This window comes from Paenibacillus allorhizoplanae (assembly GCF_927798215.1).
Lineage (GTDB): Bacteria > Bacillota > Bacilli > Paenibacillales > NBRC-103111 > Paenibacillus_E > Paenibacillus_E allorhizoplanae.
This window is the reverse complement of the sequence record NZ_CAKMMW010000045.1, coordinates 1-22,070: the sequence shown is the minus strand read 5'-3', so window position 1 is coordinate 22,070 and position 22,070 is coordinate 1. Positions and strand designations below refer to the sequence as shown.

Annotated in this window: 19 protein-coding genes and 1 pseudogene; 11 read left to right on the top strand and 9 right to left on the bottom strand. The window is 48.9% G+C overall.

Features of this window, described 5'->3' with window-relative positions; translation table 11 throughout:
• Positions 1-327: 327 nt before the first annotated feature.
• Positions 328-684: a FlxA-like family protein gene (locus tag L6I86_RS34670; RefSeq protein ID WP_236293389.1), complete on the bottom strand. Its 357-nt coding sequence runs from the start codon at positions 682-684 to the stop codon at positions 328-330.
• Positions 685-900: 216 nt separating this feature from the next.
• Here L6I86_RS34670 and L6I86_RS34665 point away from each other — a divergent pair, with 216 nt between their 5' ends.
• Positions 901-1,746: a MerR family transcriptional regulator gene (locus L6I86_RS34665; protein ID WP_236293387.1), complete on the top strand. Its 846-nt coding sequence runs from the start codon at positions 901-903 to the stop codon at positions 1,744-1,746.
• Between the two features lie 87 nt (positions 1,747-1,833).
• A complete protein-coding gene (locus L6I86_RS34660) occupies positions 1,834-2,790 on the top strand; it encodes an NAD-dependent epimerase/dehydratase family protein (protein WP_236293385.1) in 957 nt (318 codons plus the stop codon).
• Positions 2,791-2,901: 111 nt separating this feature from the next.
• Here the strand turns inward: L6I86_RS34660 and L6I86_RS34655 are convergent, their stop codons facing one another.
• From L6I86_RS34655 to L6I86_RS34645, 3 genes are all read right to left on the bottom strand, one after another.
• Positions 2,902-4,494: a catalase gene (locus L6I86_RS34655; protein WP_236293383.1), complete on the bottom strand. Its 1,593-nt coding sequence runs from the start codon at positions 4,492-4,494 to the stop codon at positions 2,902-2,904.
• Positions 4,495-4,640: 146 nt separating this feature from the next.
• Entirely contained in the window at positions 4,641-5,483 is an 843-nt protein-coding gene (locus L6I86_RS34650) for an aldo/keto reductase (protein ID WP_236293392.1), read from the bottom strand.
• 26 nt (positions 5,484-5,509) lie between these two features.
• Positions 5,510-6,736 (bottom strand): MFS transporter, encoded by a 1,227-nt coding sequence (locus L6I86_RS34645; RefSeq protein WP_236293381.1) that lies wholly within the window; start codon positions 6,734-6,736, stop codon positions 5,510-5,512.
• Positions 6,737-6,873: 137 nt separating this feature from the next.
• Between L6I86_RS34645 and L6I86_RS34640 the strand changes: the two genes are divergently transcribed.
• A complete protein-coding gene (locus L6I86_RS34640) occupies positions 6,874-7,290 on the top strand; it encodes a winged helix-turn-helix transcriptional regulator (protein WP_236293379.1) in 417 nt (138 codons plus the stop codon).
• The gene (locus tag L6I86_RS34635) at positions 7,287-7,655 is read left to right on the top strand and encodes a DUF4180 domain-containing protein (protein WP_236293377.1); all 369 of its coding nucleotides are present in this window, start codon (positions 7,287-7,289) and stop codon (positions 7,653-7,655) included. The genes L6I86_RS34640 and L6I86_RS34635 overlap by 4 nt, the downstream gene beginning before the upstream one ends.
• Positions 7,656-7,724: 69 nt before the next feature.
• On the opposite strand, the gene L6I86_RS34630 is transcribed toward L6I86_RS34635, so the two are convergent.
• Both L6I86_RS34630 and L6I86_RS34625 read right to left on the bottom strand, forming a co-directional pair.
• Positions 7,725-8,051 (bottom strand): antibiotic biosynthesis monooxygenase, encoded by a 327-nt coding sequence (locus tag L6I86_RS34630; protein WP_236293375.1) that lies wholly within the window; start codon positions 8,049-8,051, stop codon positions 7,725-7,727.
• 116 nt (positions 8,052-8,167) lie between these two features.
• Positions 8,168-8,836, bottom strand: a complete 669-nt coding sequence (locus L6I86_RS34625; RefSeq protein WP_236293374.1) for an HAD family hydrolase — start codon at positions 8,834-8,836, stop codon at positions 8,168-8,170.
• Positions 8,837-8,994: 158 nt separating this feature from the next.
• Between L6I86_RS34625 and L6I86_RS34620 the strand changes: the two genes are divergently transcribed.
• The 5 genes and pseudogenes from L6I86_RS34620 (at position 8,995) to L6I86_RS34600 (ending at position 14,314) form a co-directional block, all read left to right on the top strand.
• On the top strand, positions 8,995-10,779 hold the full coding sequence (locus tag L6I86_RS34620) for a methyl-accepting chemotaxis protein (RefSeq protein ID WP_236293372.1): 1,785 nt from the start codon (positions 8,995-8,997) through the stop codon (positions 10,777-10,779).
• Positions 10,780-10,939: 160 nt separating this feature from the next.
• Positions 10,940-11,785: an ABC transporter ATP-binding protein gene (locus L6I86_RS34615; protein WP_236293370.1), complete on the top strand. Its 846-nt coding sequence runs from the start codon at positions 10,940-10,942 to the stop codon at positions 11,783-11,785.
• Positions 11,786-11,976: 191 nt separating this feature from the next.
• Positions 11,977-13,059, top strand: coding sequence for a dual-specificity RNA methyltransferase RlmN (gene rlmN / locus L6I86_RS34610; protein WP_236293368.1), 1,083 nt, complete (start codon positions 11,977-11,979; stop codon positions 13,057-13,059).
• Positions 13,060-13,105: 46 nt separating this feature from the next.
• A pseudogene (locus L6I86_RS34605) lies at positions 13,106-13,453 on the top strand (ABC-2 family transporter protein); the annotation flags it as partial.
• Positions 13,454-13,642: 189 nt separating this feature from the next.
• Positions 13,643-14,314: a stalk domain-containing protein gene (locus L6I86_RS34600; protein ID WP_236293364.1), complete on the top strand. Its 672-nt coding sequence runs from the start codon at positions 13,643-13,645 to the stop codon at positions 14,312-14,314.
• A 52-nt stretch (positions 14,315-14,366) separates the two neighbouring features.
• Here the strand turns inward: L6I86_RS34600 and L6I86_RS34595 are convergent, their stop codons facing one another.
• The 3 genes from L6I86_RS34595 to L6I86_RS34585 all read right to left on the bottom strand — a co-directional run bounded on the left by L6I86_RS34595 (position 14,367) and on the right by L6I86_RS34585 (position 18,024).
• Positions 14,367-15,137 (bottom strand): hypothetical protein, encoded by a 771-nt coding sequence (locus L6I86_RS34595; RefSeq protein ID WP_338113468.1) that lies wholly within the window; start codon positions 15,135-15,137, stop codon positions 14,367-14,369.
• 299 nt (positions 15,138-15,436) lie between these two features.
• Positions 15,437-16,825 carry a threonine synthase gene (gene thrC / locus L6I86_RS34590; protein WP_236293362.1) on the bottom strand — a complete coding sequence of 463 codons (1,389 nt, stop codon included), beginning with the start codon at positions 16,823-16,825 and terminating at the stop codon, positions 15,437-15,439.
• A 161-nt stretch (positions 16,826-16,986) separates the two neighbouring features.
• Complete coding sequence (locus L6I86_RS34585) at positions 16,987-18,024, bottom strand: copper amine oxidase N-terminal domain-containing protein (RefSeq protein WP_236293360.1); 1,038 nt, start codon at positions 18,022-18,024, stop codon at positions 16,987-16,989.
• A 181-nt stretch (positions 18,025-18,205) separates the two neighbouring features.
• Here L6I86_RS34585 and L6I86_RS34580 point away from each other — a divergent pair, with 181 nt between their 5' ends.
• Both L6I86_RS34580 and L6I86_RS34575 read left to right on the top strand, forming a co-directional pair.
• The gene (locus tag L6I86_RS34580) at positions 18,206-19,951 is read left to right on the top strand and encodes an ABC transporter ATP-binding protein (protein ID WP_236293358.1); all 1,746 of its coding nucleotides are present in this window, start codon (positions 18,206-18,208) and stop codon (positions 19,949-19,951) included.
• A 48-nt stretch (positions 19,952-19,999) separates the two neighbouring features.
• On the top strand, positions 20,000-21,718 hold the full coding sequence (locus L6I86_RS34575) for an ABC transporter ATP-binding protein (RefSeq protein WP_236293390.1): 1,719 nt from the start codon (positions 20,000-20,002) through the stop codon (positions 21,716-21,718).
• Positions 21,719-22,070: the final 352 nt, after the last annotated feature.

The following is a 22,070-nucleotide window of genomic DNA, read 5'->3' as shown; positions in this document are numbered from 1 at the left end:
GTCCGCCGCCTCTGCTCAACGCTCCTATCCGCCGCCCCCGCCCGACTAAATGGAAAACATACAGTTAAATCTTGCGAATTCTTCCGTAATCAGCGATCAGATGGAAATTATGCAGTAAATCATCCGTTTCCGCCCATTTACTCTCGAAATCTTGAAATTAGATGGAGAATTCCCAGTTATTTTACTGGAAGGCGAAATGGCGCTGAAATTTGCTGTATAAAATACAGTTAATCTTATGTTCGGCCAAAAGGATGCCCGCAAGGATGCTGCTGCATACAAAAAGGGACGTACTTGTCTTAGTACAGTCCCTTTTTCCCATGTAATGGCCTAAATCAGAATATCCAACGTACCGTTCGGATTCGTGTTCATTTTCTTGCTGGCAGCGCTGTTTGGACCGCTTGGGATGTTCGAGTTCCTAGCGCTAGAATCCTGCTGGCTATAACTGCCGCTGCTGCTGGATTTCGAGCTCCCCTGCACGATCTCCTGATCAATCTGTTGAATCTGTTGCTGGATGAGCTGCACCTTGCGCTCTTTCGTCTTCTGATCGTCTTTGCTCTGCTGTTCCTTCGTTAGTTCGGCTTGCAGCTTAGCCTTTTGTTTCTCAAGGGCAGCTGTATCCGTTGAGCTGGAGGTGAAAGAATACGAGCTGCTGCTAGATGTGGTTGAAGCAATGGATATAGACATGTTGATCTCAACCTCCTTTCTAGCTTCATTTTGAAAAGTGGTTGGAAGCCCACAGGCGATTATGACATGCCAAATTGAGGAAACGCTGAAGGTGGACTGAGAATTTGCTTAAAATGATATGTCCGGAGGGAGCAAGCAGGAACTTGTTCACCTTATTCCCACTGAAATCCGTATAATGGAGATATATAAGGACACGGATTTGAAAGGTGGATGACGATGTCGAATTTCATTAGAATCGGACTCTTTTCCAAAATCGCACAGGTGACCATACGCACCCTGCGCCATTACGATGAGCGCGGATTGCTGAAGCCTGCATACATCGACACCGTGACTAGCTATCGGTATTACACCTATGAACAGCTCATTCGAATTCATCATATCTTGGTGCTGAAGGAGACGGGGTTTTCGTTAGATGAGATTGCGACGATGATCGATCAAGCACTCACAATGGACGACATGAAGCAAATGATGCATAAGAAGAAAGCGGAGCTAGCGAATCAGATAGAGGAAGCTGCCCAACAAATGGCGCGCATTGAGTCTAGATTGCATCAACTAGAACGACTGGGTGAGAAGCCTGCGTATGAGGTTGGGATCAAGCAGGTGCCAGCACTCTTCATGGCCGGGCTTCGCCGAATAGTACCACGCCCTCAGGATATGCCAGTCTACCGCTGTCAGATGTTCGAGGAGCTCGAGGAAGGGCTGGGGGGCCGGGCATCGATCGGCCATATGCAGCAAGAGTACGTTCTGTATCATATGACGGAGTTTATCGAGGAGAATTTCGACATTGAAGTGGGGTTTAGTTTTGGTTCATTAGCCTACCTACGCCCAGCTGGCCCCATCACCATATATGAAATTCCAGCTGAGTCCATGGTGGCAAGCCTGATTTACAAAGGGCCTTTCATGGGGGTTGGAGATGGGATTCTAGCACTTTTTACATGGCTCGGGGTCAATGGATATACACAAACCGGTCCGGTACGTGAGCTGCACCTATTCGGAAGAGAAAATCATCTTCACGATTACAACAATGTAGTTGTAGAGCTTCAAGTACCTATTTTCCAATAGGCTGCCAACTATTTTCTGAATCTCTCTTGACTCTCCCGTTACGGTAGACAATATCGTTAGGGTATCGAAGACGAGGGGGCATGATGAATGAGTAATCAAGTGCATGTAATTATTGGAACGGGGTCGCTCGGGAAGGCGGTTATGCGGGAATTAAAGCGACGTGGGGTCGAGCGTATACGCATGGTGAATCGCAGCGGCAGATTGTCGGAGGCGGAAGAGGTGGAAGTGGCCAAAGGGGATGCTTCCCAACTTGTTGATGCAGTGGCGCTGTGCAAGGATGCTGATGTGGTCTATCACTGTGCTCATCCGGGCTACACGAACTGGCCGTCCCAATTCCCCGGCCTTACCCAAGGGATTATGGCAGGTGCTGCTGCTGCAGGTGCGAAGCTGATCTACGGTGACAACCTGTATATGTATGGCCAAGCAAATCAGCCTCTGACAGAGAACCTACCGGACCTTGCTACTGGCAAAAAAGGGCTAACACGCGCCCAGATGGCGGAGGAATTGCTGCTTGCTCATCAATCGGGGAAGGTCCGCGTGGCGATTGGCCGCGCATCGGATTTCTATGGGCCTGGGGTTAAGCAGTCCTCACTGGGGGAGCGAGTTTTTGGCTTCGCTTTGAGCGGCAAGCCCGTTAGTCTGCTGGGTAATCTGGATATGCCACATACCTATACGTATATTGATGACTTTGCCAGTGGACTCGTAACACTCGCGCAAGAGGATCGTGCTTTGGGGGAAGTCTGGCATATACCAAGCGCGAAAACGCACACAACCCGGGAATTGCTCGAACTGATTTTCGATGAGCTAGGCTCCACAAGTAAAATAAGTACATTATCCCGTCCGATGGTGACGATGATCGGTCTTTTCCATCCCATGCTGAGGGAGCTCAAGGAAGTATTATACGAGTTTGAACATCCCTTCATCCTGGATCACAGCAAATTTGAGGCTGCTTTTGGCCCGCAAACGACGACTCCGCATGTGGAAGCCATCAAGCATACCGTGCAGTGGTATAAGGAAATGATGCAGGAGGAGCGGGCTCGGTAGGGGGCCTACTACTGGTTGCTACGTTCCGTTTCGCTCACAAGTCGGCGCACCCTTCACGTGGATGCTGCCTCCAAACCCAAAAAGGCACCCCATCAGGGTGCCTTTCCTTATCTAATACCCGTCCGTCCGCTGCCCAGCGTTCTCGGCCAATTCAGCCCCAGCCTTCGCAGCGGCTGAACCCAAATGATCCATCTCAATCTTCGCTTGAGCGAGCCCCTCAGATACACGCCGTCCGTAATCCGGATCAGCCTGCTCGAAATAGCTGATCATGTTCGCCTGAATGACCGGCTTACAGATCTTCAAAGCATCGACCAGATTCGCGATCAACTCATCGCGCTCCCAATCCTCGAACTTGCGGTATGTATCGCCCGCCTGCCCAAAATCATTCGTGCGGCTTATCTTCTCGCGAACTAGCCGATCATGATACATCGGCTGATGCTCTTTGCCCGAAGGCGCCGCTTCCTGCAATCCGCCGAGCGAAGAGGGCTCGTAGTTGACATGCGGGTTTTGGCCGGGAGCTTTGTCCACCATCAACGTCATCTGTCCGTCCCGCTGATTCGTGGCAACAGGCGACTTCGGCGCATTGATCGGCAGCTGCAAATAATTCGTTCCTACGCGATACCGCTGGGTATCCGAGTAGGAGAACGTCCGACCCTGAAGCAGCTTATCGTCCGAGAAATCGAGGCCATCGACGAGTACCCCCGTCCCGAAAGCGGCCTGCTCCACCTCAGCAAAATAATTGTCCGGATTGCGATCCAGCACCATTTTGCCCACTTTCCGGAATGGAATCCGCTCATGATCCCACAGCTTCGTCGGATCCAAAGGATCGAAATCGAGTTCAGGGTGCTCGTCGTCACTGAGAATCTGAACACACAGCTCCCACTCTGGGTAATCACCCTTCGCAATGGCTTCGTATAAATCCTGCGTGGCATGACTAATATTTTTACCTTGGATCGCCTCGGCTTCGGACTGCTTCAGGTTCTTCATCCCTTGCTTCAGCGGCTCCCAATGGTATTTCACGAGTACGGCATCCCCGTTCTGATTCACCCATTTGTACGTATTGACGCCCGACCCCTGCATTTGCCGATAGTTGGCTGGAATGCCCCATGGGGAGAAGAGGAAGGTGATCATATGCGTCGCCTCTGGTGTATTTGATACGAAGTCGAACATTTTCTCCGGGTTCTGCAGGTTGGTGACCGGGTCCGGCTTGAACGCGTGCACCATATCAGGGAATTTCAATGGATCGCGGATGAAAAAGATTTTTAAATTATTGCCGACTAAGTCCCAGTTGCCATCTTCCGTATAAAATTTCGTCGCGAAGCCGCGCGGATCCCGTAATGTTTCTGGCGAGTACGTGCCGTGTACAACGGTCGAAAACCGCACAAAAACAGGGGTGCGTTTCCCCTTCTCCTGAAAAAGCTTAGCCCTCGTATACGTAGAGACCGGCTCGTCGCCAACGGTTCCATACGCTTCAAAATACCCATGAGCCCCCGCGCCGCGTGCATGCACCACTCGCTCTGGAATACGCTCCCGATCAAAATGGGAAATCTTCTCGATGTAATGGTAATTTTCGAGCGTCGACGGCCCGCGATTGCCTATTGTGCGGATGTTCTGGTTATCTGAAATCGGATGGCCTTGGCGGTTCGTTAAAGTCATATTCGTTTGATCTTCTACATTAGTTGGATCAATCTTGTCTTTGCTCATGTCGTTAAGCAGCCTCCCAGCAGTAGTTACAAGTAACTTTTACCAATTAGAGGGAAATTATTCCTAGCAAAAAGCCCTCAATCACTTTCCGAAGAAAGGAGCGAGGACTTGCCATATTTCGTGAAAGCTTCATCATCCTATATGGATTAAAAATCAAAATTGTCCGGATCCGGGCCGACACGCAGATTCTGATTCATGCTATCGATTGCCGCCATGTCCTCGTTCGTGAGCTCGAAATCGAAGATCGAACCATTTTCCAAGATGCGATGTTCTTTGGTCGATTTGGGAATGGTTACGATGCCGCGCTGTAAATCCCACCGTAGGATAACTTGAGCAATGGATTTGCCGTGGCGTTCAGCCAATGCCTTCAACGTAGGATTATCCAAAAGCTGACCTTGCATGAGCGGTGACCAAGCTTCCAACTGGATGCCATGCTCCTTGCAGAAGTCGTGTACGTCCGTTTGTGCTAAAAGGGGATGAAGCTCCACTTGGTTGACCATTGGTTTAATTGACCCGGCAGCCATTACATCCTCCAAATGATGAATTTGGAAGTTACTCACGCCAATTGCTTTAACGCGCCCTTCCTTATAGAGCGTCTCTAGCGCTCTCCACGCCTCTACGTATTTGCCTTGGACAGGCCAGTGAATGAGGTACAAATCGAGATAGTCCAAGCCCAGCTTCTCCAAGCTCGCTTCATAGGCAGCAATAGTGGACTCATAGCCGAGATCGGCATTCCATACTTTTGAAGTTACGAAAAGTTGATCTCTTGTTAGACCATGCGCCGCCATGCCTTCGCGAATCCCTTGCCCTACGCTGGATTCATTGCCATAGATAGCCGCGGTATCGATGCTGCGGTAGCCTATTTTCATGGCTGCTTTCACGGCATGCACGACCTCGGGGCCGTCCTCTACCTTAAATACGCCAAGCCCTAGCCAGGGCATAGTTACGCCGTTATGAAGTGTAGTTTCAGCTTGAAGGTTGTTGTTTATTGTGTTTTGTAAATGGTTTGTTTGATTTAGCATTGTGGTACTCCTCCTAAAATGGCTGGTTGTAATTGTTCCGTTTGATCTGATTTTTCAAGTTTGCGGCTCCAGAAGGTAAGTAGTACGGCACCGAAAACCATTACGCCACCTACCCAAGTGGTATGAATAAGACCGATAGAATCGGTAATGATGCCACCGAGGAATGCTCCCCCGGCAATGCCAGCGTTGAAAGCCGCAATATTGAAGGCAGATGCGACATCTTTGGCCTCTGGGGCGAACCGCTCTGCGAGCTGAACGACATAAATTTGTAAGCCAGGTACGTTCATGAATGCCAGTAATCCCATGAAAAAGATGGTGATTAAGCCAGCAGCTTTAAACGGCGCTGTGAACATAAAGAGAAACAGCACGAGGGATTGTAATAGGAACATAATGAGCAAGGCTTTGCTAGCATTACGGTTCGCGGCGCGACCTCCAATGATATTGCCGATCGCAATCGCAACCCCATACAGGAGTAGTATTAACGCAACTGTATGTTCTGCAAACCCAGTAATCTCATGTAACAGTGGAGATAAATACGTGAACACCACGAATGTGCCGCCGTAGCCTAAGGCTGTAATGGAGAAAGCGAGCAGCAGTCGCCCGTTGGTGACAAGCTTCAGCTGTGTACCAAACGGTGTCCGTATGCCTTTGCGCAAATCGGAAGACACCAAGATCAGGTTTGCGATCAGAGCCACCACGCCAACAGCGACAATGGCGAAGAACGCAGCACGCCAGCCTAGCTGCTGGCCGAGGTAAGTACCGATCGGCACACCGGTCACGGTGGCGACGGTAAGCCCCGAGAACATGAGCGCAATCGCGCTGGCTCTGCGGTTCTCGGGAACGAGATCAGCGGCGATGGTTGAGCCGATCGACATGAAGATGCCGTGCGCCAGCGAAGAGATGACGCGAGCGACCAACAGCACGACGATGCCACTTGCTGTGGCGGCCATTAGGTTGCCTGCGATAAACACGAGCATGATCCAGAGCAGCAGCGTTTTGCGCGAAACAGTTGAGGTTAGTGAAGTTAAGATAGGGGCTCCTAAAGTAACCCCTAACGCATATAAAGTAACGGTTAACCCTGCACCTGTGATGGATATATGAAGGTCTTCAGCAATGAGCGGAAGCAGTCCGACACTGATAAACTCGGTTGTGCCAATGGCGAAGGCGCTAACCGCGAGGGCAAGCAGCGCTAGTGTATTTCCTTTGGTTTCTTGTTTCATAGTAATCACTCCAAACTTGTGTGTACCGGCCGGTAAGTGCTATTATCAATCATTATAGTCGGATTGACCAGTACGTACTTTAAAGTACGGTAGGTACTTTTTAGTACCTATGAAATGGGATGGAGGGGAATCATCAGATGGCAAAAAAACTGTACAACATCTCTGTAGAAGCCACGCTGGAAGTGATCGGCGGGAAGTGGAAATGCGTCATCCTCTGTCATTTGACTCACGGTAAACGAAGGACGAGTGACCTCAAGCGGTTGATGCCTAGAATCACTCAGAAAATGCTGACACAACAGCTTAGAGAGCTCGAAGACGATGGGATCGTAGAGCGGATTGTGTATAATCAAGTGCCGCCTAAAGTGGAGTATGCGCTTAGCGAGTATGGTGCAAGCCTGAAACCGATCTTAGATTCGCTTTGTATGTGGGGAGAAACACATATCATCAAAGAATATGGAGATAAATTCGTTGTCCTTGAGGAAAATGTACTAAATAAACGGGACGAAGAGGTCCTAGTTGACGAGCTTACGGGGAAAGAGGTAGAAATGACATGAATACATCGATCAATCAGAAGGGCGATTCTCAGGTAGCCATCGTGGAGAGCACGGACATTCTCATCAGCAACGAGCAAGATGCACTAGATTTGATGGCATCGGTCCAATACCTGACAGGTTGCGACAAGTTTATTATTAATCAGTGGAATTTGACGGAGGATTTCTTTGAGCTCAAAACGAAACTCGCCGGCGATGTTCTCCAGAAATACACGAACTATCATATGAAAATGGCCGTTATCGGCGAATTCGATCAATACGACAGCAAAAGCCTCCGCGATTTCATCTACGAATGCAATCAAGGCAAGCAATTCTTCTTCGTCGCAGACGAGCAGGCTGCTTTGGACGCTTTGCATGGTGTGAAGTAGTAGCCCCCGTGCTGCCGCGGATGCCCAACCAAATAAAAAGGGTAGCGCAGAATCCCCTGCGCTACCTTTTTATTTCCCGAACTGGCCGGTCCGCACTTTCTTTACATCAAACATGCTTACATTTGACGAAATGACGTATTCAGGACGTTCCTGCCCTTTACTGTTGCGGTGGCCCGCCAGATGCTCGGGGCTCTTCTCCCAGTTTTTCCACGCCTGCTCGGATTCCCAACGAATGAAAACGACGACCTCTTCAGACTCTTTGCTCCGTTTGTTGACCATAACGGTCACATCGATAAGCCCTTCCATGCCGTCCAACGGACCTTCCTTGCTAAAGCGTTCCACAACTTTGTCGCTATTACCAGGTTGTACAATAATGGTTCTTTGTTGAATAAGCACGAAGTTCAGCTCCTTCTTAACAGTGCATGATTATGATAATCATTATCAGTTAAATTGGAGAGGCCGTCAACCCAAGCTTTTCTTAAGTATTGAATCTTTTCCGACTACTAAATCTTCTACTTACCCTCGACCCCCTCCAGCAAGGCTTGCAGCGATAATTCCGCCAAAGTCCCCACTGTACGCGGCTCCCCGTCAAAAGACAGGAACTTCGTAACCGGGTTAGGCACCACGATGTAATGCATGCCTGCGGCCGCTGCCGCGCGAGCACCGTTAGGTGAATCCTCAATCGCAATCGCTTCATCCGGCTGTACGCCAAGGTCTTTCAACGCAAGCTCATACAGCTCGGGATGGGGCTTCACCACGGCGACATCTTCAGCGGTGCGAATCGTTTCGAAATAATCGCCGATTCCCAACTGAGCTAAATACATATCGACCCAAGCTCGCCGGGAGCTGGAGGCTAAACCAATGCGCAGGCCTAATCCTTTGGCCGTCTCTAAATAATCAAGTATACCCGGGCGAATACCTTCATGCGCCATCTTCTGGGTATGTCGATCATGCACGCCTTGCCGAAATGACTCCCGATCCAACGGAATCTTCAGCTCCGTGATCAAATATTCATAGGGATCGAAGACGTGCGAGGACGTTCCAATGCACTTTCCGTACATGTCCAAAGTCAGCTCAACCTCATGCTCGAGATAAGCTTCCCTGAACGCCTCATACCAAGCTGTCTCCGTATCCAGAATGGTGCCGTCAAAATCTAAGATCAATGCTTTTATGGTAGACAAACTGCATTCCTCCTCATGAACCACAACAAATTCTAAATAAAATTGGGAAGGGTTTCTAAAAACTTTGTCGAAATCTAGAAGACTAGCCTGTATGACCTATATGACCTAGGTGTACCAAACTGCTATGCTGTACAATTCTGGAGGTGTTTTTGTTAATCATGTCACAAGCTAAATCACAAGGCAAGCAAACATCTGTAAGGTTTTTTCGATCTCTCTCTTTCAAAATTTCAGCTTGGACAGCCGCCTGCTATATTGTACTTTGTGTATTGCTTACCTTCGTTTCCTATCAACAGCATAGGCAGCAAATGTCAGATAACTTGGTCGCCCTTGAAGGGATTTTCCATGCTCCCCTCATGCAGAAGATAGATTATATTCAGAAATCAAAGGAAGAATTAAAGAAAAATAAAGAAGCTTATAAGTATGAACCTGCTGTTATGAACGTACAGGAGGATATGGATCGTGTCTCTCAAGGGGATTTGGTCGAAAATGCCTACTTATTTTACCCAGAATGGACAACATTGGAGGGAGAGCCAGCTCTTTTGAATTTGTTATCCAATGCAGAGCTATATGTCGATGAGAAGCCGGCAGATCCTTATGCACCAGTTCCTGAGCTGCTTACGGCGCTTAAGGAAGCAGAGGAAACAGGTTTCGGTATCACGGGTGTCTACCAAGATTCATTAGGAACTTGGGTGAGTGCCGTAAGTACGATTCGAGATAAGGACGGCAAACTTGTTGCTTTCGCGGGATTAGATTTCGATTATGGCGTTCTGCAGGCACAGATGAATAAATATACGCTCCAATCGATATGGATGGGTTTAATCGCCATTGTGATCGGGACCCTTTTCATCGTCTTCATTGTACGACTGTATCTGCGTCAGATTACCCCATTAATGAAGCTAGCTCAGTCAGCGGCAGCAGGAGATTTGTCAGATGCATCGCTAGTCAAAAGCAAAAGCAGTGATGAATTGGGTGTATTAGGCAATCATTTGAAAGACATGGTCGGGAACCTACGTGGACTCATTGTTCAGATCGCACAAGCAGCGCAACAGGTTTCGGCGGCATCGGAATCGTTGCAAACGGGTGCTCAGCAGACTAGCCAATCTACAGCGTCTGTCTCGGAGATGATGAGCCAGCTTGCTTCACATTCGGAGCAGCAGCGTCAAGGCACAGAAGAAAGCAGTCATGCCATGAATGAGATGGCTGTTGGAATTCAACGCGTAGCGGAATCAGCAGGACATGCCACGGACATTTCAGGCCATGCACGCGCTCATACGAGCGAAGGTAACGCGCGGATGGGGCAGAGCATGCTGCAAATAACGGAGGCCCTGCGCTCCGTCCAACAGGCGGTACAAGCGATTCAGAGCTTGAAGTCGATGTCCGAGGAAATCGGCGAGATCACAGTCCTCATTACGCAAGTTACGAGACAAACCAACTTGCTAGCACTGAATGCCTCTATTGAGGCAGTGAGAGCTGGCGAGCACGGCAAGGGCTTCGTAGTCGTTTCCACGGAAATCCGCAAGCTTGCGGATCAATCTCGACTGGCGACAGAGCGTATTGCGGAGCTCGTGGAGCGTGTCCAACACGAGACAGGAGCCGCTGTTGTCGCGATGGATCGCGGCCTTGGGGAAGTGGAGGCTATGCAGGCTGTCGTTGAACAAACGGAGGGTACATTCAAGGATCTTTCTGGCACGGTGCAGGAGGTCGTCGATCAGATGACCGATGTATCTGCCGTATCGGAGCAAATGTCAGCGAGCTCAGAAGAGGTACTAGCCGGAATCGTGGAAATGGCGGAGCTAACTCGCATGACAACGGAGCTTACACAGGCTGTTGCGGCTGCAACGGAGCACCAATTAGCGACGATTTCGGAAGTCGCCAGGACGGCAAATGGATTAAACGGAATGTCGAATGAGCTGCAATTGGCTGTGGCTCGGTTTAAAGTGTAAGTCTCATAACAGGTGGAAGAAGTAGGATGCCTTCGGGCATCCTATTTTTGTATGAAAAGCCTTGACAATTTAATTGATAATGATTATCATTTTTAGTTAATGGAGAGAAATTATCGAATCATTTGGCCCTATATACATATTGGAAAAGGGGATGTTCCTCATGGCAATAGCAACGAGAATATATACCGAACAACTACATGTTTCTTACGATAAATTGAAAATCATCAATGATCTAAGCATCGAGATTCCAACAGGCAAGATCACCGCATTAGTCGGTGCTAATGGCTCGGGGAAATCAACGATTTTGAAAGCTATGTCGCGACTGTTGAAGCCAACAGAAGGGACCGTTTTCCTAGATGGTCATTCCATTCATCATCAATCGACGAAGGAAATCGCGAAGAAATTAGCGATTCTACCGCAGTCGCCATCTGCTCCGGAAGGCATTACAGCCGAAGAACTCGTAGGATATGGCCGTTTCCCGCATCAGCGCGGCTTCCAGAAGATGTCCAGCGCCGATCGTGAGATCATCAACTGGGCGTTCGAAGTGACGGGGATGACAGCGTTCAAGGATCGTCCGATCGATCACCTATCAGGTGGTCAACGTCAACGGGTATGGATCGCAATGGCGTTAGCGCAGCAGACCGATATGCTGTTCTTGGATGAGCCAACGACATATTTGGATATGGCCCATCAGCTTGAGGTTCTCTGTTTGTTGAAAGAGATTAACGAGCGTCACAATACGACAATCGTCATGGTTGTGCATGATTTGAATCATGCGACGCGTTATGCTGACCATTTAATCGCGATTAAATCAGGGAATGTCGTCTATGAAGGCGCACCGATGGATATTGTAACACCACAAATGCTGCTCGATGTGTTCGCTATTCATGCCGATGTCATCGTGGATAAACGTGCCGGCGTGCCGCTTTGTATCCCTTATGGCTTGGTATCGGATGATGAAGTCGTGGCAGTAGAGGAACGTAAAGTAGCCGTAACGAGTGCTTGATTTGCTCAGATGAGCCTGTGATAGAGGTGCCCCCGGATCGGGAGGTGCCTTTTCTTTGTGGAAATGATAGGCTTCCCTTGTGTTCAGGGAGGATTTTTGGCACAATACTAACTAGAGAGATTGAGATGGTATGCTTCGGCTGCTTAGAAGAACTGGACTGCATGTGATAGTCTTGAAAAGAGGATAACGGAATGAAACTTTCATCCATATATGGATTAACTTTTGATCAACTGGTCGCTTGGCTGGCCGAGAAAGGCTACAAAAAGTCGCGCGCCCTGCAAGTATGGGACTGGCTGTATCGCAAGCGGGTCGCTTCGTTCGCGGAAATGACGGATGTGAAAGAGGACTGCTTGGCGACGTTAAGCGAGCATTTTACTATTCATACCTTGAATGAGCACACGCGTCAGGAATCGGCGGATGGCACGATGAAATTCCTGTTCAAGCTGTCGGACGGCAATTTGATCGAAACGGTTTTGATGCGTCATAAATTCGGCTTATCCGTCTGTGTGACGACGCAAGTGGGTTGTAACATTGGCTGCAGCTTCTGTGCTAGTGGCTTGTTAGCCAAGAGCCGTGATTTGTCCGCCGCGGAAATCGTGGAACAAATTATGAAGGTCCAATTTCATTTGGACGCTATGGGTAAAGCTGAACGCGTTAGCCATATTGTGGTTATGGGGATTGGTGAACCGTTCGACAACTTCGTGAATATGGTCGATTTTATCCGCGTCGTGAAGGATCAGAAAGGTCTGGATATTGCTGCTAGACACATCACAGTTTCTACGAGCGGTCTTGCTCCTAAAATTAAAGAGTTTGCAGACTCGGATTTGAAAGTGAATCTAGCGATTTCCTTGCATGCGCCAACGAACGAGCTTCGTACACGCATCATGAAAATCAACAAAGCGATTCCGATCGAGACGTTGATGGAAGCGATTGAGTACTATTTGGAGAAAACGAATCGCCGTATTACGCTTGAGTACATTCTGCTGAAAGACGTAAACGATGGCAGAGAGCATGCGCTTCAATTGGCTGAGCTGATTCAGCATATCCGCCAGCTGGCGAATGTGAACTTGATTCCGTACAATCCGGTGGATGAGCACAGCCAGTATCAACGGAGTGAGCGCGAATCGGTGCGCGCCTTCTACGATACGCTCAAGAAGCAAGGCATCTCTTGCAGTGTGCGTCTGGAGCACGGAACGGACATTGATGCCGCTTGTGGACAATTGCGAAGCAAACAAATCAAACAATCCACAGGGGATAACGTTGTGGCGGGATAATAGAAAGGCCTGTGAATGATCTTCATTCACAGGCTTTTTCCTTGTCCATTTGCTCTTTCTATGTGCGCTCGTGATTCGTGTGGCGATTAATTTGGCATCGAATAGCCTATCCTTCTGGACAGGCGCGCCAGGGAACGCATTTCCTATGATGGTGAGCAGCTTGTCAGAGTTCGTGAAGTTTCCTTTGACGATCTACGCTGCGGGTGTGCAGCTTTTCTTCTCAATCATCATTCCTTATGCATTTATTAATTTTTATCCTGCATCCTACTTGTTTAATAAGCCAATGGGAGCAACGATGGGGTTGCTGACTCCGATCGTAACGGTGGTTTTTACAGCAGCATCCATCTGGATGTTTAGAAAAGGTCTGAAACGGTATGAAGGCACGGGGAATTAACGTGTATATATAAAGGGAATGAGCACTTCGGGAGGATATCGGGGGTGCTTTTTGCTTGTATCGGTACATGTAAAAAGAATCGTTCTGATGCTGATGTGGACAATCGAGGCATACAATGAGTACAAATGGTCAACACTGTCATCCTGCAGTCTATAACTTTTCGAAAGTGACTCGAAGGGAGTGGTGAACTTGAATAAATGGTTGCTGACTCTAATCTGCAGTATGGCTTTATTCACAGCGACAGCTGTCTACGCATCTGAAACGATTCAGAAAGGCAGACAAGTTAAGGTGAATGGCAAAGTGCTCGACACACAGGTGGAAGTAACGAATGATGGAACAACGATAACCTCGACTCGGGCAATTGCGGAGGCGCTTGGGGCTAAAGTGACATGGAACGCACCTTTGAACACGGTTGAAATTCATAGTGTTGCGGGCAAAACAACGTACGATGATAACCAGATGCCGTATGCCAAGTATGTGTCCTTGCTGCTTCACGGTACATATAGCTTGAAGGTTGAGGTTATAGGAGAGAACCTTGGGGCTCATTCAGACACGTCAATCGTGTTTGCGGATGGTTACGTGGATGTGCCAGAAAATACGGATTTTCAGAAATTGTTTCTTTTACTGCTGGCAGATCAAGTGGGGGAGTTACCTAACAAGCGTATTGAGTTCTGGTCCAATAAAGAGCTTGCTCAGGCGTATGTCTCTGGGGAATATCGCGTGGATGGGTTAGAAGGCTGGTCGGGGTTGAATGCTCGGTTTGGCTTGTTAACGAACGAGGGAGGAAGTAAATCGCTTTCCCATATTCTGAGTGTTCATGAGCGTGACAACGTCTCGATTGGCAAATATAAGCCCCAATGATACCAAAAGCCGTCCTTGCAGTGAACCTGCATGACGGCTTTCTTATTTATGATTAGTTTCGACTACGTAGGATCATCATTAGGCCACCAACGACGATGAGCCCAATAGCGATGATTGAATTGTTATGGAAGAGCGTTCCGAAGATGGAACCGATGGAGAAGATCGCGAAGAACAGCAGCGACATCACCGATAGGATGTTAATCGGAATGAGCAAATACTTATTGCGGCCACCGAACCAATACAGTTCGAACAAGCCGACAGCCACAGCGAGCATGAAACCTGGCCACATGAGGTGCCAAATATCAAAAAGCGCGGAGATTTGGCACACGATACCTGCCGTTAGTAGAATACCACCTGGAACAAGTACACCTACACCCCGTCGTTGGGTGATGAAGAAGTACAACCAGTGGAAGAAGACCCCGACGGGAATAACGAAGAGTGTCGGCCAGAAATATTCAAAAATAGTGCCCGAGCTGAACGATACATCCCCTTTTAGAAACAAAAAAACACCTAGCAGAATCAAGATCGGCCCGAGAAATGCGCTGCGATTCATATTCATATTCAATTTGTTCACTCCTATTGTTGGATTCATTACTCTAAGAATACCATGACAGGGTACAAGTGTCTTCAGACTATAGGGAAGGACGAAGATCGGTCTGAGGACTGATTTAACTGGAAAACATACAGCTAAATTTGCCCAATTCGTCATTGGAAAAGGAATAACTGGATTTCCTACCGCTATTTTCGCACATTTCGTCTCCAAAGCGCCTTCAACCCGAAATTTAACTACCTCATATCCATCTAATTGATTAATTTGGCTCATTTGTGCTTGAATAGCTGTAGTTTTTCCAGTTCGTCCAATTCCAAGCTACTCAAGTTGCTGGCGGGGGAGCTGGTTGCGTGCTTAGATGGGGAAGGGGCAGTTTTGGTGGAGTAGATGGTAGATGGAGATGAAGAAGTTACATGGGGTGTAAAATGGCGTGGTTGGAGAGACAGGTGTTTGAGGAGCAGTAACGCAGGTGGAGCAACTGAGGAGGGAGGATGACACGTCAAAAAAGCCTTCCCCCCACAACTTGGAAGGAAGGCTTCTACAGAAGGGGCAGAAGCCCCTATAAACCCATCCTAGAAAAACTTCACGAGCTCATTCTTGATCTCGTCGTTCGAACCGCCAACCACCTTTTGGAACTGTGGTTTGTCGAACAGCGCTTGGATTTGCTCGGGATACGTCTGCGCAATACCGCGCAAGCGGATCGACTCATCGAACTTCGCTGGATGCGCAGTGGACAAGGATACCGTTACCTCGCCAGCGACGGCGAGTTTATCGGCTGCAGCAACACCGCATGCTGTATGCGGATCAAGCAAGTACTCGTACTTCGCGTGGTAGTCGCTGATCGTGTCGAGACACTCGTCGTTCTTCACGCCGTACGCAGCGAAATCAGCCTGTACGGTCTTCAACTTGTCGGCAGGGATGACAACGCGGCCTTCGGCCTTGAACTGCTCCATGATCGCGTTAACAGCCGCAGCGTCTTCGCCGTACAGATAGAACAAGTAGCGCTCAAAGTTGCTCGCCACTTGAATGTCCATGGACGGGCTGTACGTACCACGGAACTCGCCTGGTTGATACACGCCTTCTTGTACGAACTTCTCAAGAATATTGTTCTCATTCGTAGCCAGAATGAGCTTGTTGATTGGAAGTCCCATTTTCTGAGCCAAGTAGCCGGCAAAGATATCGCCAAAGTTCCCCGTCGGCACGCTGAAATTCACTTTCGCAGCCTGCTGCTCTTGTGGCAGTTGGAAGTATGCGTAGAAATAATACACCGTTTGCGCCAAAATGCGGGCAATATTGATCGAGTTAATCGCGCGCAAATGGTAGCGATGTTTGAACTCTACGTCAGCGAAGAGCTCCTTGATAATGCGTTGGCAATCATCGAAAGTACCTTCAACGGAAAGATTCAATACATTCTCGTCATTGACGGTTGTCATCTGAAGCTCTTGCACCTTGCTCACCTTCTGGTGCGGATGCAGGATACAAATACGGATGCCCTCTTTACCGCGAACGCCCTCGATTGCCGAAGCGCCTGTATCACCGGAGGTAGCTCCAAGGATGTGGATGATGGAATTCGTTTTGCGTGAAACGTACGAATATAGATTGCCAAGAAATTGCAGAGCAATATCCTTGAAAGCAAATGTAGGCCCGTGGAACAATTCTAGTACATACGTGTCATCGCTTAGACGTTTAACCGGTGTTACGGCTTCGTCACGGAACGTTGCATAGCTTTCATCAACGAGCTGCTTCAGCTCATCGCGCGGAATTTCGTTGTTCACAAAGAGTGAGAAAATTTCAAGAGCGAGCTCTGAATAGGAGAGCTTCGACCAGCTTTGAAGTGTGTCAGCGGATAGCTGCGGGAGGCTTTTCGGTACGAGTAGACCGCCGTCATTGGCCAATCCCATCAGGATCGCATCGATGAAGCCGATAGGTTCTACTTTGCCGCGAGTGCTAATGTATTCCATATGAGTCCCCTTATACGATTGAATTTTCAGTTATTGTATCAAAAAACAGAACATTTGGACAGTGCGCATCCGTCACGGATACGACTCTTTCAAAAACAAAGAAACCTTCCCCGTTAGGGAAGGTTCCACGAAAGTCACGAAGGTTCTATCAAGCAAATATGTTATTCTTGCTCTGCTTCTACAACGATTTTCCAAGCGTTGCTGATAGGCGGCAAGCTTTTGGTCATCATAGGGCCGTAGAATCCGATAACGTTCGTGCCTTTAACCAGCGCGGATTTGTCAATGGGATCACCTTTACCATCTACAATGGCTGTGTCAGCACTAATTGTAAGCACAACCTCACCTGGAGCATCTTCGGTAAGTCCTTGGCCTTTAACAAGAAGGCTGCCATCTTCGCGTACAGCTTCAATCACACCAGCTGTACCTAAGGCACCCTTATGAGCTGCTGTATCAAGCACAGTGATGTTGGATGCGGACGTTTGTGGCGGTAAGCTAAGTGTCATCGCCATGGAATGCTCTGCAGTGATTGTTAAACCAACGTGAAGATCAGCAAGTGTCAGCTTCGTGCCGTCTAGCATTTGGTAAGTTGTTTCCGGGCTCACATTGAGAACGATACCGCCAGTACCCGTGTCTTGAATTTGAATCTGAGCGTTATCGCCTGTTGTACGAATGGAGGTAATGACGCCGGTCGATTGCACTTTCTTGGTCGCCTCTTTCATTGTAATTCCGACGGAGCTTCCTTTAGCAGAAACGGTCCCATGAAGAATCGTGCCAAAGAAGGAAGCAGGCACATACATCATGCTGTTCACTAATTGAGGTGCTGTGCCGAGTTGTGTCAGCATTTTGTTTATCGCGTAGCGATCTTCGCCTATTTTCACCGTTGTAAAAAGGTTCGCCTTCGTCAGATCAACCGCATAGGTCGTAGGATTCCATGTGAGCGTGAAGCCAAGGCTTTCAGCAACAGCGCGTAGTGGGAGCATGGGCTCTGTGATTCCCGTTTTCTCAAATCCGGATTCACTAATCGCATTACCATTAACTTGAACGGTGATAGGGGCTTCGAAAACCGTCTTTACAGGCTGAATTTGCTTTGCGTGCATATCGGGAATAACAGTTTCGGTGGTAGCAGCATAAGCCGCTCCAGTTGTCAGCATGCTGGATAAGGTGAGGATGGTTAGTGTTTTTTTCATCATAGGTTTCATCGTGTGTAACTTCCTTCCTGTATGTAAAATATGGGTAATGTTCTGCTTTCTCTAACGCAGGGTTCTGTGACAAGGTTGCAGACGAGCTGAAAGTTTCATTTTAGATAAGATACAGAGTGGACTTCATTGGGTGGAAACTATAGAATCAATGAGTGTGCCAAGAAATTGTAAAGAGGTGGTAATGGTGTCTTTTGTTATGAAGCTTCGCTGGTTTTTCAAAGAGAGATGGAAGTATTATGTACTAGCAGTCTCCCTCTTAATCGGTGTGAATATCCTAGCGACGATTCCGCCCAAAATGATCGGGAATATCATTGACCATATTCGTACTGGAAATTTAACAGCTTCCGGGCTTCATTATACGGTTTACTTGCTGATTGGGCTTTCGTTGCTTCTGTATGTCATGACCTATTTGTGGATTACGAACTTATTCGGGAACTCCGCTTTGGTGGAGAAGTTGCTTCGAGGGCGATTGTTAACGCATTTGTCCAAAATGTCTCCTCCGTTTTTCCAACGCAACACGACGGGACAGCTGATGGCACTGGCGACGAATGATATTCTAGCCATTGGTCAAACCTCCGGGTACGGCGTCATGACGCTCGTTTCTACGATTGTAGGGGCTTCCGTTGTCATCATCACGATGGTGTCGCTGATCTCCTTCAAGTTAATGCTAGCGGCGTTAATACCGCTTCCGTTTCTAGCTGTCATGATTAATTTGTTAGGCAAAAAGGTACGCGTACGCTTCCTTGCGGCTCAAGCCTCCTTCGGTGTGATGAATGATCATGCGCTGGAATCGATCTCCGGTATTCGAGTGATTCGTTCTTATGTGCAAGAAACGCACGATTTAAAAGCCTTCGATGAAGTTACATCGGATGTAATGAACAAAAACCGCCGCGTATCGATGCTCAACGCGCTGTTCCAACCATTGACTTCGTTGATCGTTGGTCTCAGCTATTCGATCGGTATCGGATACGGGTCGTATCTCGTGTTCCAAGGCGAAATCACGCTGGGACAGCTGATTTCGTTCAATATTTACCTCGGTATGCTCATCTGGCCGATGATTTCCTTCGGTGAGTTTATTAACGTTCTGCAACGGGGCAGTGCCTCGGCAGATCGTCTCGATAAAGCACTGACGCAGCAAGCCGATATAGTTGATGCTGAGAAGCTTGTCCACGTCGCCGTGCCTGAGCGCATCGCGATGAACGATCTGACGTTCACCTACCCGACAGCGAATCATCCGAGCCTCGTCCATGTCTCCTTTGAGTTGGAGCGAGGACAGACGCTTGGGATCGTTGGTCGGACCGGCAGCGGCAAAAGCACGCTCCTTAAGCAACTGCTGCGCCAATATCCCATTGATCCAGGCAAGTTGAGCATCTCGGGTGTACCCATCGAGCAAATCGCCATAGATCAAATCAAACGCTGGGTTGCCTATGTGCCACAGGAGCATCTGCTGCTATCGAAATCCATTCGCGACAATGTCGCGTTAGGTAAACATACGGCTTCACCGGAAGAGATTGCGCACGCCGTGGAGATGGCTTCTTTTACTCAAGATATTGCCCAAATGCCAGAAGGTTTAGCAACCATTGTTGGTGAGAACGGCGTGATGTTGTCCGGCGGACAGAAACAGCGTCTAGCGATTGCGCGTGCGCTGTTGATTGATTCGGAGATTTTGCTGCTGGATGACTCGCTCTCCGCGGTAGATGCACGTACGGAAAGTCGCATTCTCCAGCATATCCGTAAGGAACGAGCGGGGCGTACGACACTCATTTCCACACACCGACTGTCTGCTGTGAGCCACGCGAACTGGATTCTTGTCCTGGATGAAGGCAGAGTCATTGAAGAGGGCACCCATGAGGAGCTTATGCAGTTCGGTGGCTGGTACCGGGAACAGTGGGATCGTCAACAGATGGAAGCCAGTCTCGAAGAGTGAGAAAGGAGGACAACTATTTTGTCTAAACCGACTACGGCCAGACGACTCATGTCTTACGCACTCGTCTACAAGTTCAGAATTCTCGGAGCGCTGCTCATTCTTTGCTGTTCAGTAGCTGCCGAGCTGGGCGGGCCTTATATAACGAAAACAATTATTGATACTTATCTCTCCACAGGTGCGAAAGAAATAGCTCCGGTACTCAAGTTGCTGGGCTTGTATATGGGTTTACTGTTAACAGCAGGTCTATGTAATTATTCACAAGCCTACATTCTTCAATCTACCGCCTTACAAATTATTAAAAACATGCGGATGGATCTGATGGGCCACATTCAGCGTATTTCCCTGCGTTATTTCGATAACACGCCGATTGGCCAAGTCGTCTCTCGTATCGCCAATGATACGGAAGCTGTCCGCGATCTGTTCATGAGCTTCATGGCCACGTTCGTTGTCAGCATGCTGCAACTGGTGGGGATTTACGTTGCACTCTTCCTATTGGATTGGCATCTAGCCTTGTTCTGCTTGGTGCTGCCGCCGATTTTTGTGGTGATTATGTATGTTCATCTCAAATATTCGAAAATCTTCATTACCATTATGCGCGCCAGACTTAGCGATATGAACGCGATGATCAACGAATCGATCGTGGTGATGCCGATTATTCAAGCTTTTCGCCGCGAGAAGGTCACGCTGGATGAGTTCGAAGTGCTGAACATGGATCGCTATGTGAATCAGCGGAAGCAATTTCAGATTTACGGCCTTTCTACACGTAATGTGGTCGGGACGATTGGCAGTTTGGTGACAGCGATGGTCATTTGGTATTTTGGCGGTAAATCGTTGGAGACTGCTATTTCGTTCGGGGTGTTCTATGCCTTTATTGATTATTTGGGTCGGGTTTTTCAGCCGATTATCGGGATTTTTGATCAGTTGACGAATGCGCAGCGGGCTTTTGTATCGGCGGAAAAGGTGTTCACGATTCTTGACATGGAAGGTCAAGAGGTTGAGAAGGTTGGCCATGTGGAGCGACCTGAGGGCATCGTGAAGTTCGATAATGTCACCTTTGCTTATAAAGAAGGGGAAAACGTACTGAAGCGCATTTCGTTCGAGGCGAGAAAAGGGGAAACGATCGCCCTAGTCGGGCACACCGGCTCAGGCAAAAGCTCCATCCTCAACCTGCTGCTCGGCTTCTACGAGCCCGGTGAGGGCTCGATCACGATTGATGGCCGCGACATCAGTGGCATGTCCAAGCAAGCCCTGCGTAAGCATATGGGGATCGTGCTGCAGGATCCGTTCCTGTTCGCAGGGGACATCAAGTTCAACGTCAGCCTGTACAACCAGGACATCTCGCTCGACAGGGTGAAGGCTGCGCTGCGGGATGTAGGCGCAGCTGGCTTTATCGAGCAGCTGCCGAACGGCTACGACGAGCAAGTCGTCGAGCGGGGCAGCACGCTGTCCTCCGGCCAGCGGCAGTTGATCTCCTTCGCACGCGCGCTGGCGTTCGATCCGTCGATCCTGATCCTCGATGAGGCGACAGCCTCCATCGACAGTGAGACGGAAGGACTCATCCAGCGTGCGCTGAAGGTTGTGAGTGAAGGGCGAACGACACTCGTCATCGCGCATCGGTTGTCCACGATCCGCGATGCGGATCAAATTCTTGTACTGCACCGCGGCGAGATCGCCGAGCGGGGGAATCACGATACGCTCATGGCGCTAGGCGGGCGCTACGCGAAAATGTACCAACTGCAGAAGGGGTCTTCGGCAGTTGTAGGGTAGAGAGAGGCGCTTCCTCGGTTGATGAGGAAGCGCCTTTTGTGTGTGTGGGCTTGCCGGTGCTACAGTTACTGCCGCTCAGTTAGAGGCAGGAGGCGGATCCGGCATCTCTTTCAGGAGCGGCTGATCCCAGCCATCCCCTCTCCACAGGAGCACGCCACTCACCCCATCCCCCCACTCCATAGGAGCGGCCGTCTGGATTAACTGGAAAACCTCCATCTATTTTCGCGGCTTTTGCTCTTGTTGGACGATTAGATGGAAAACTGCAACTAGAATAAAAAGTGGACACCTCGTTAACAGATTTAAGATAATAGATACAACGAGGAGGTGTTCACAATGGGTGAACAACGGCAAA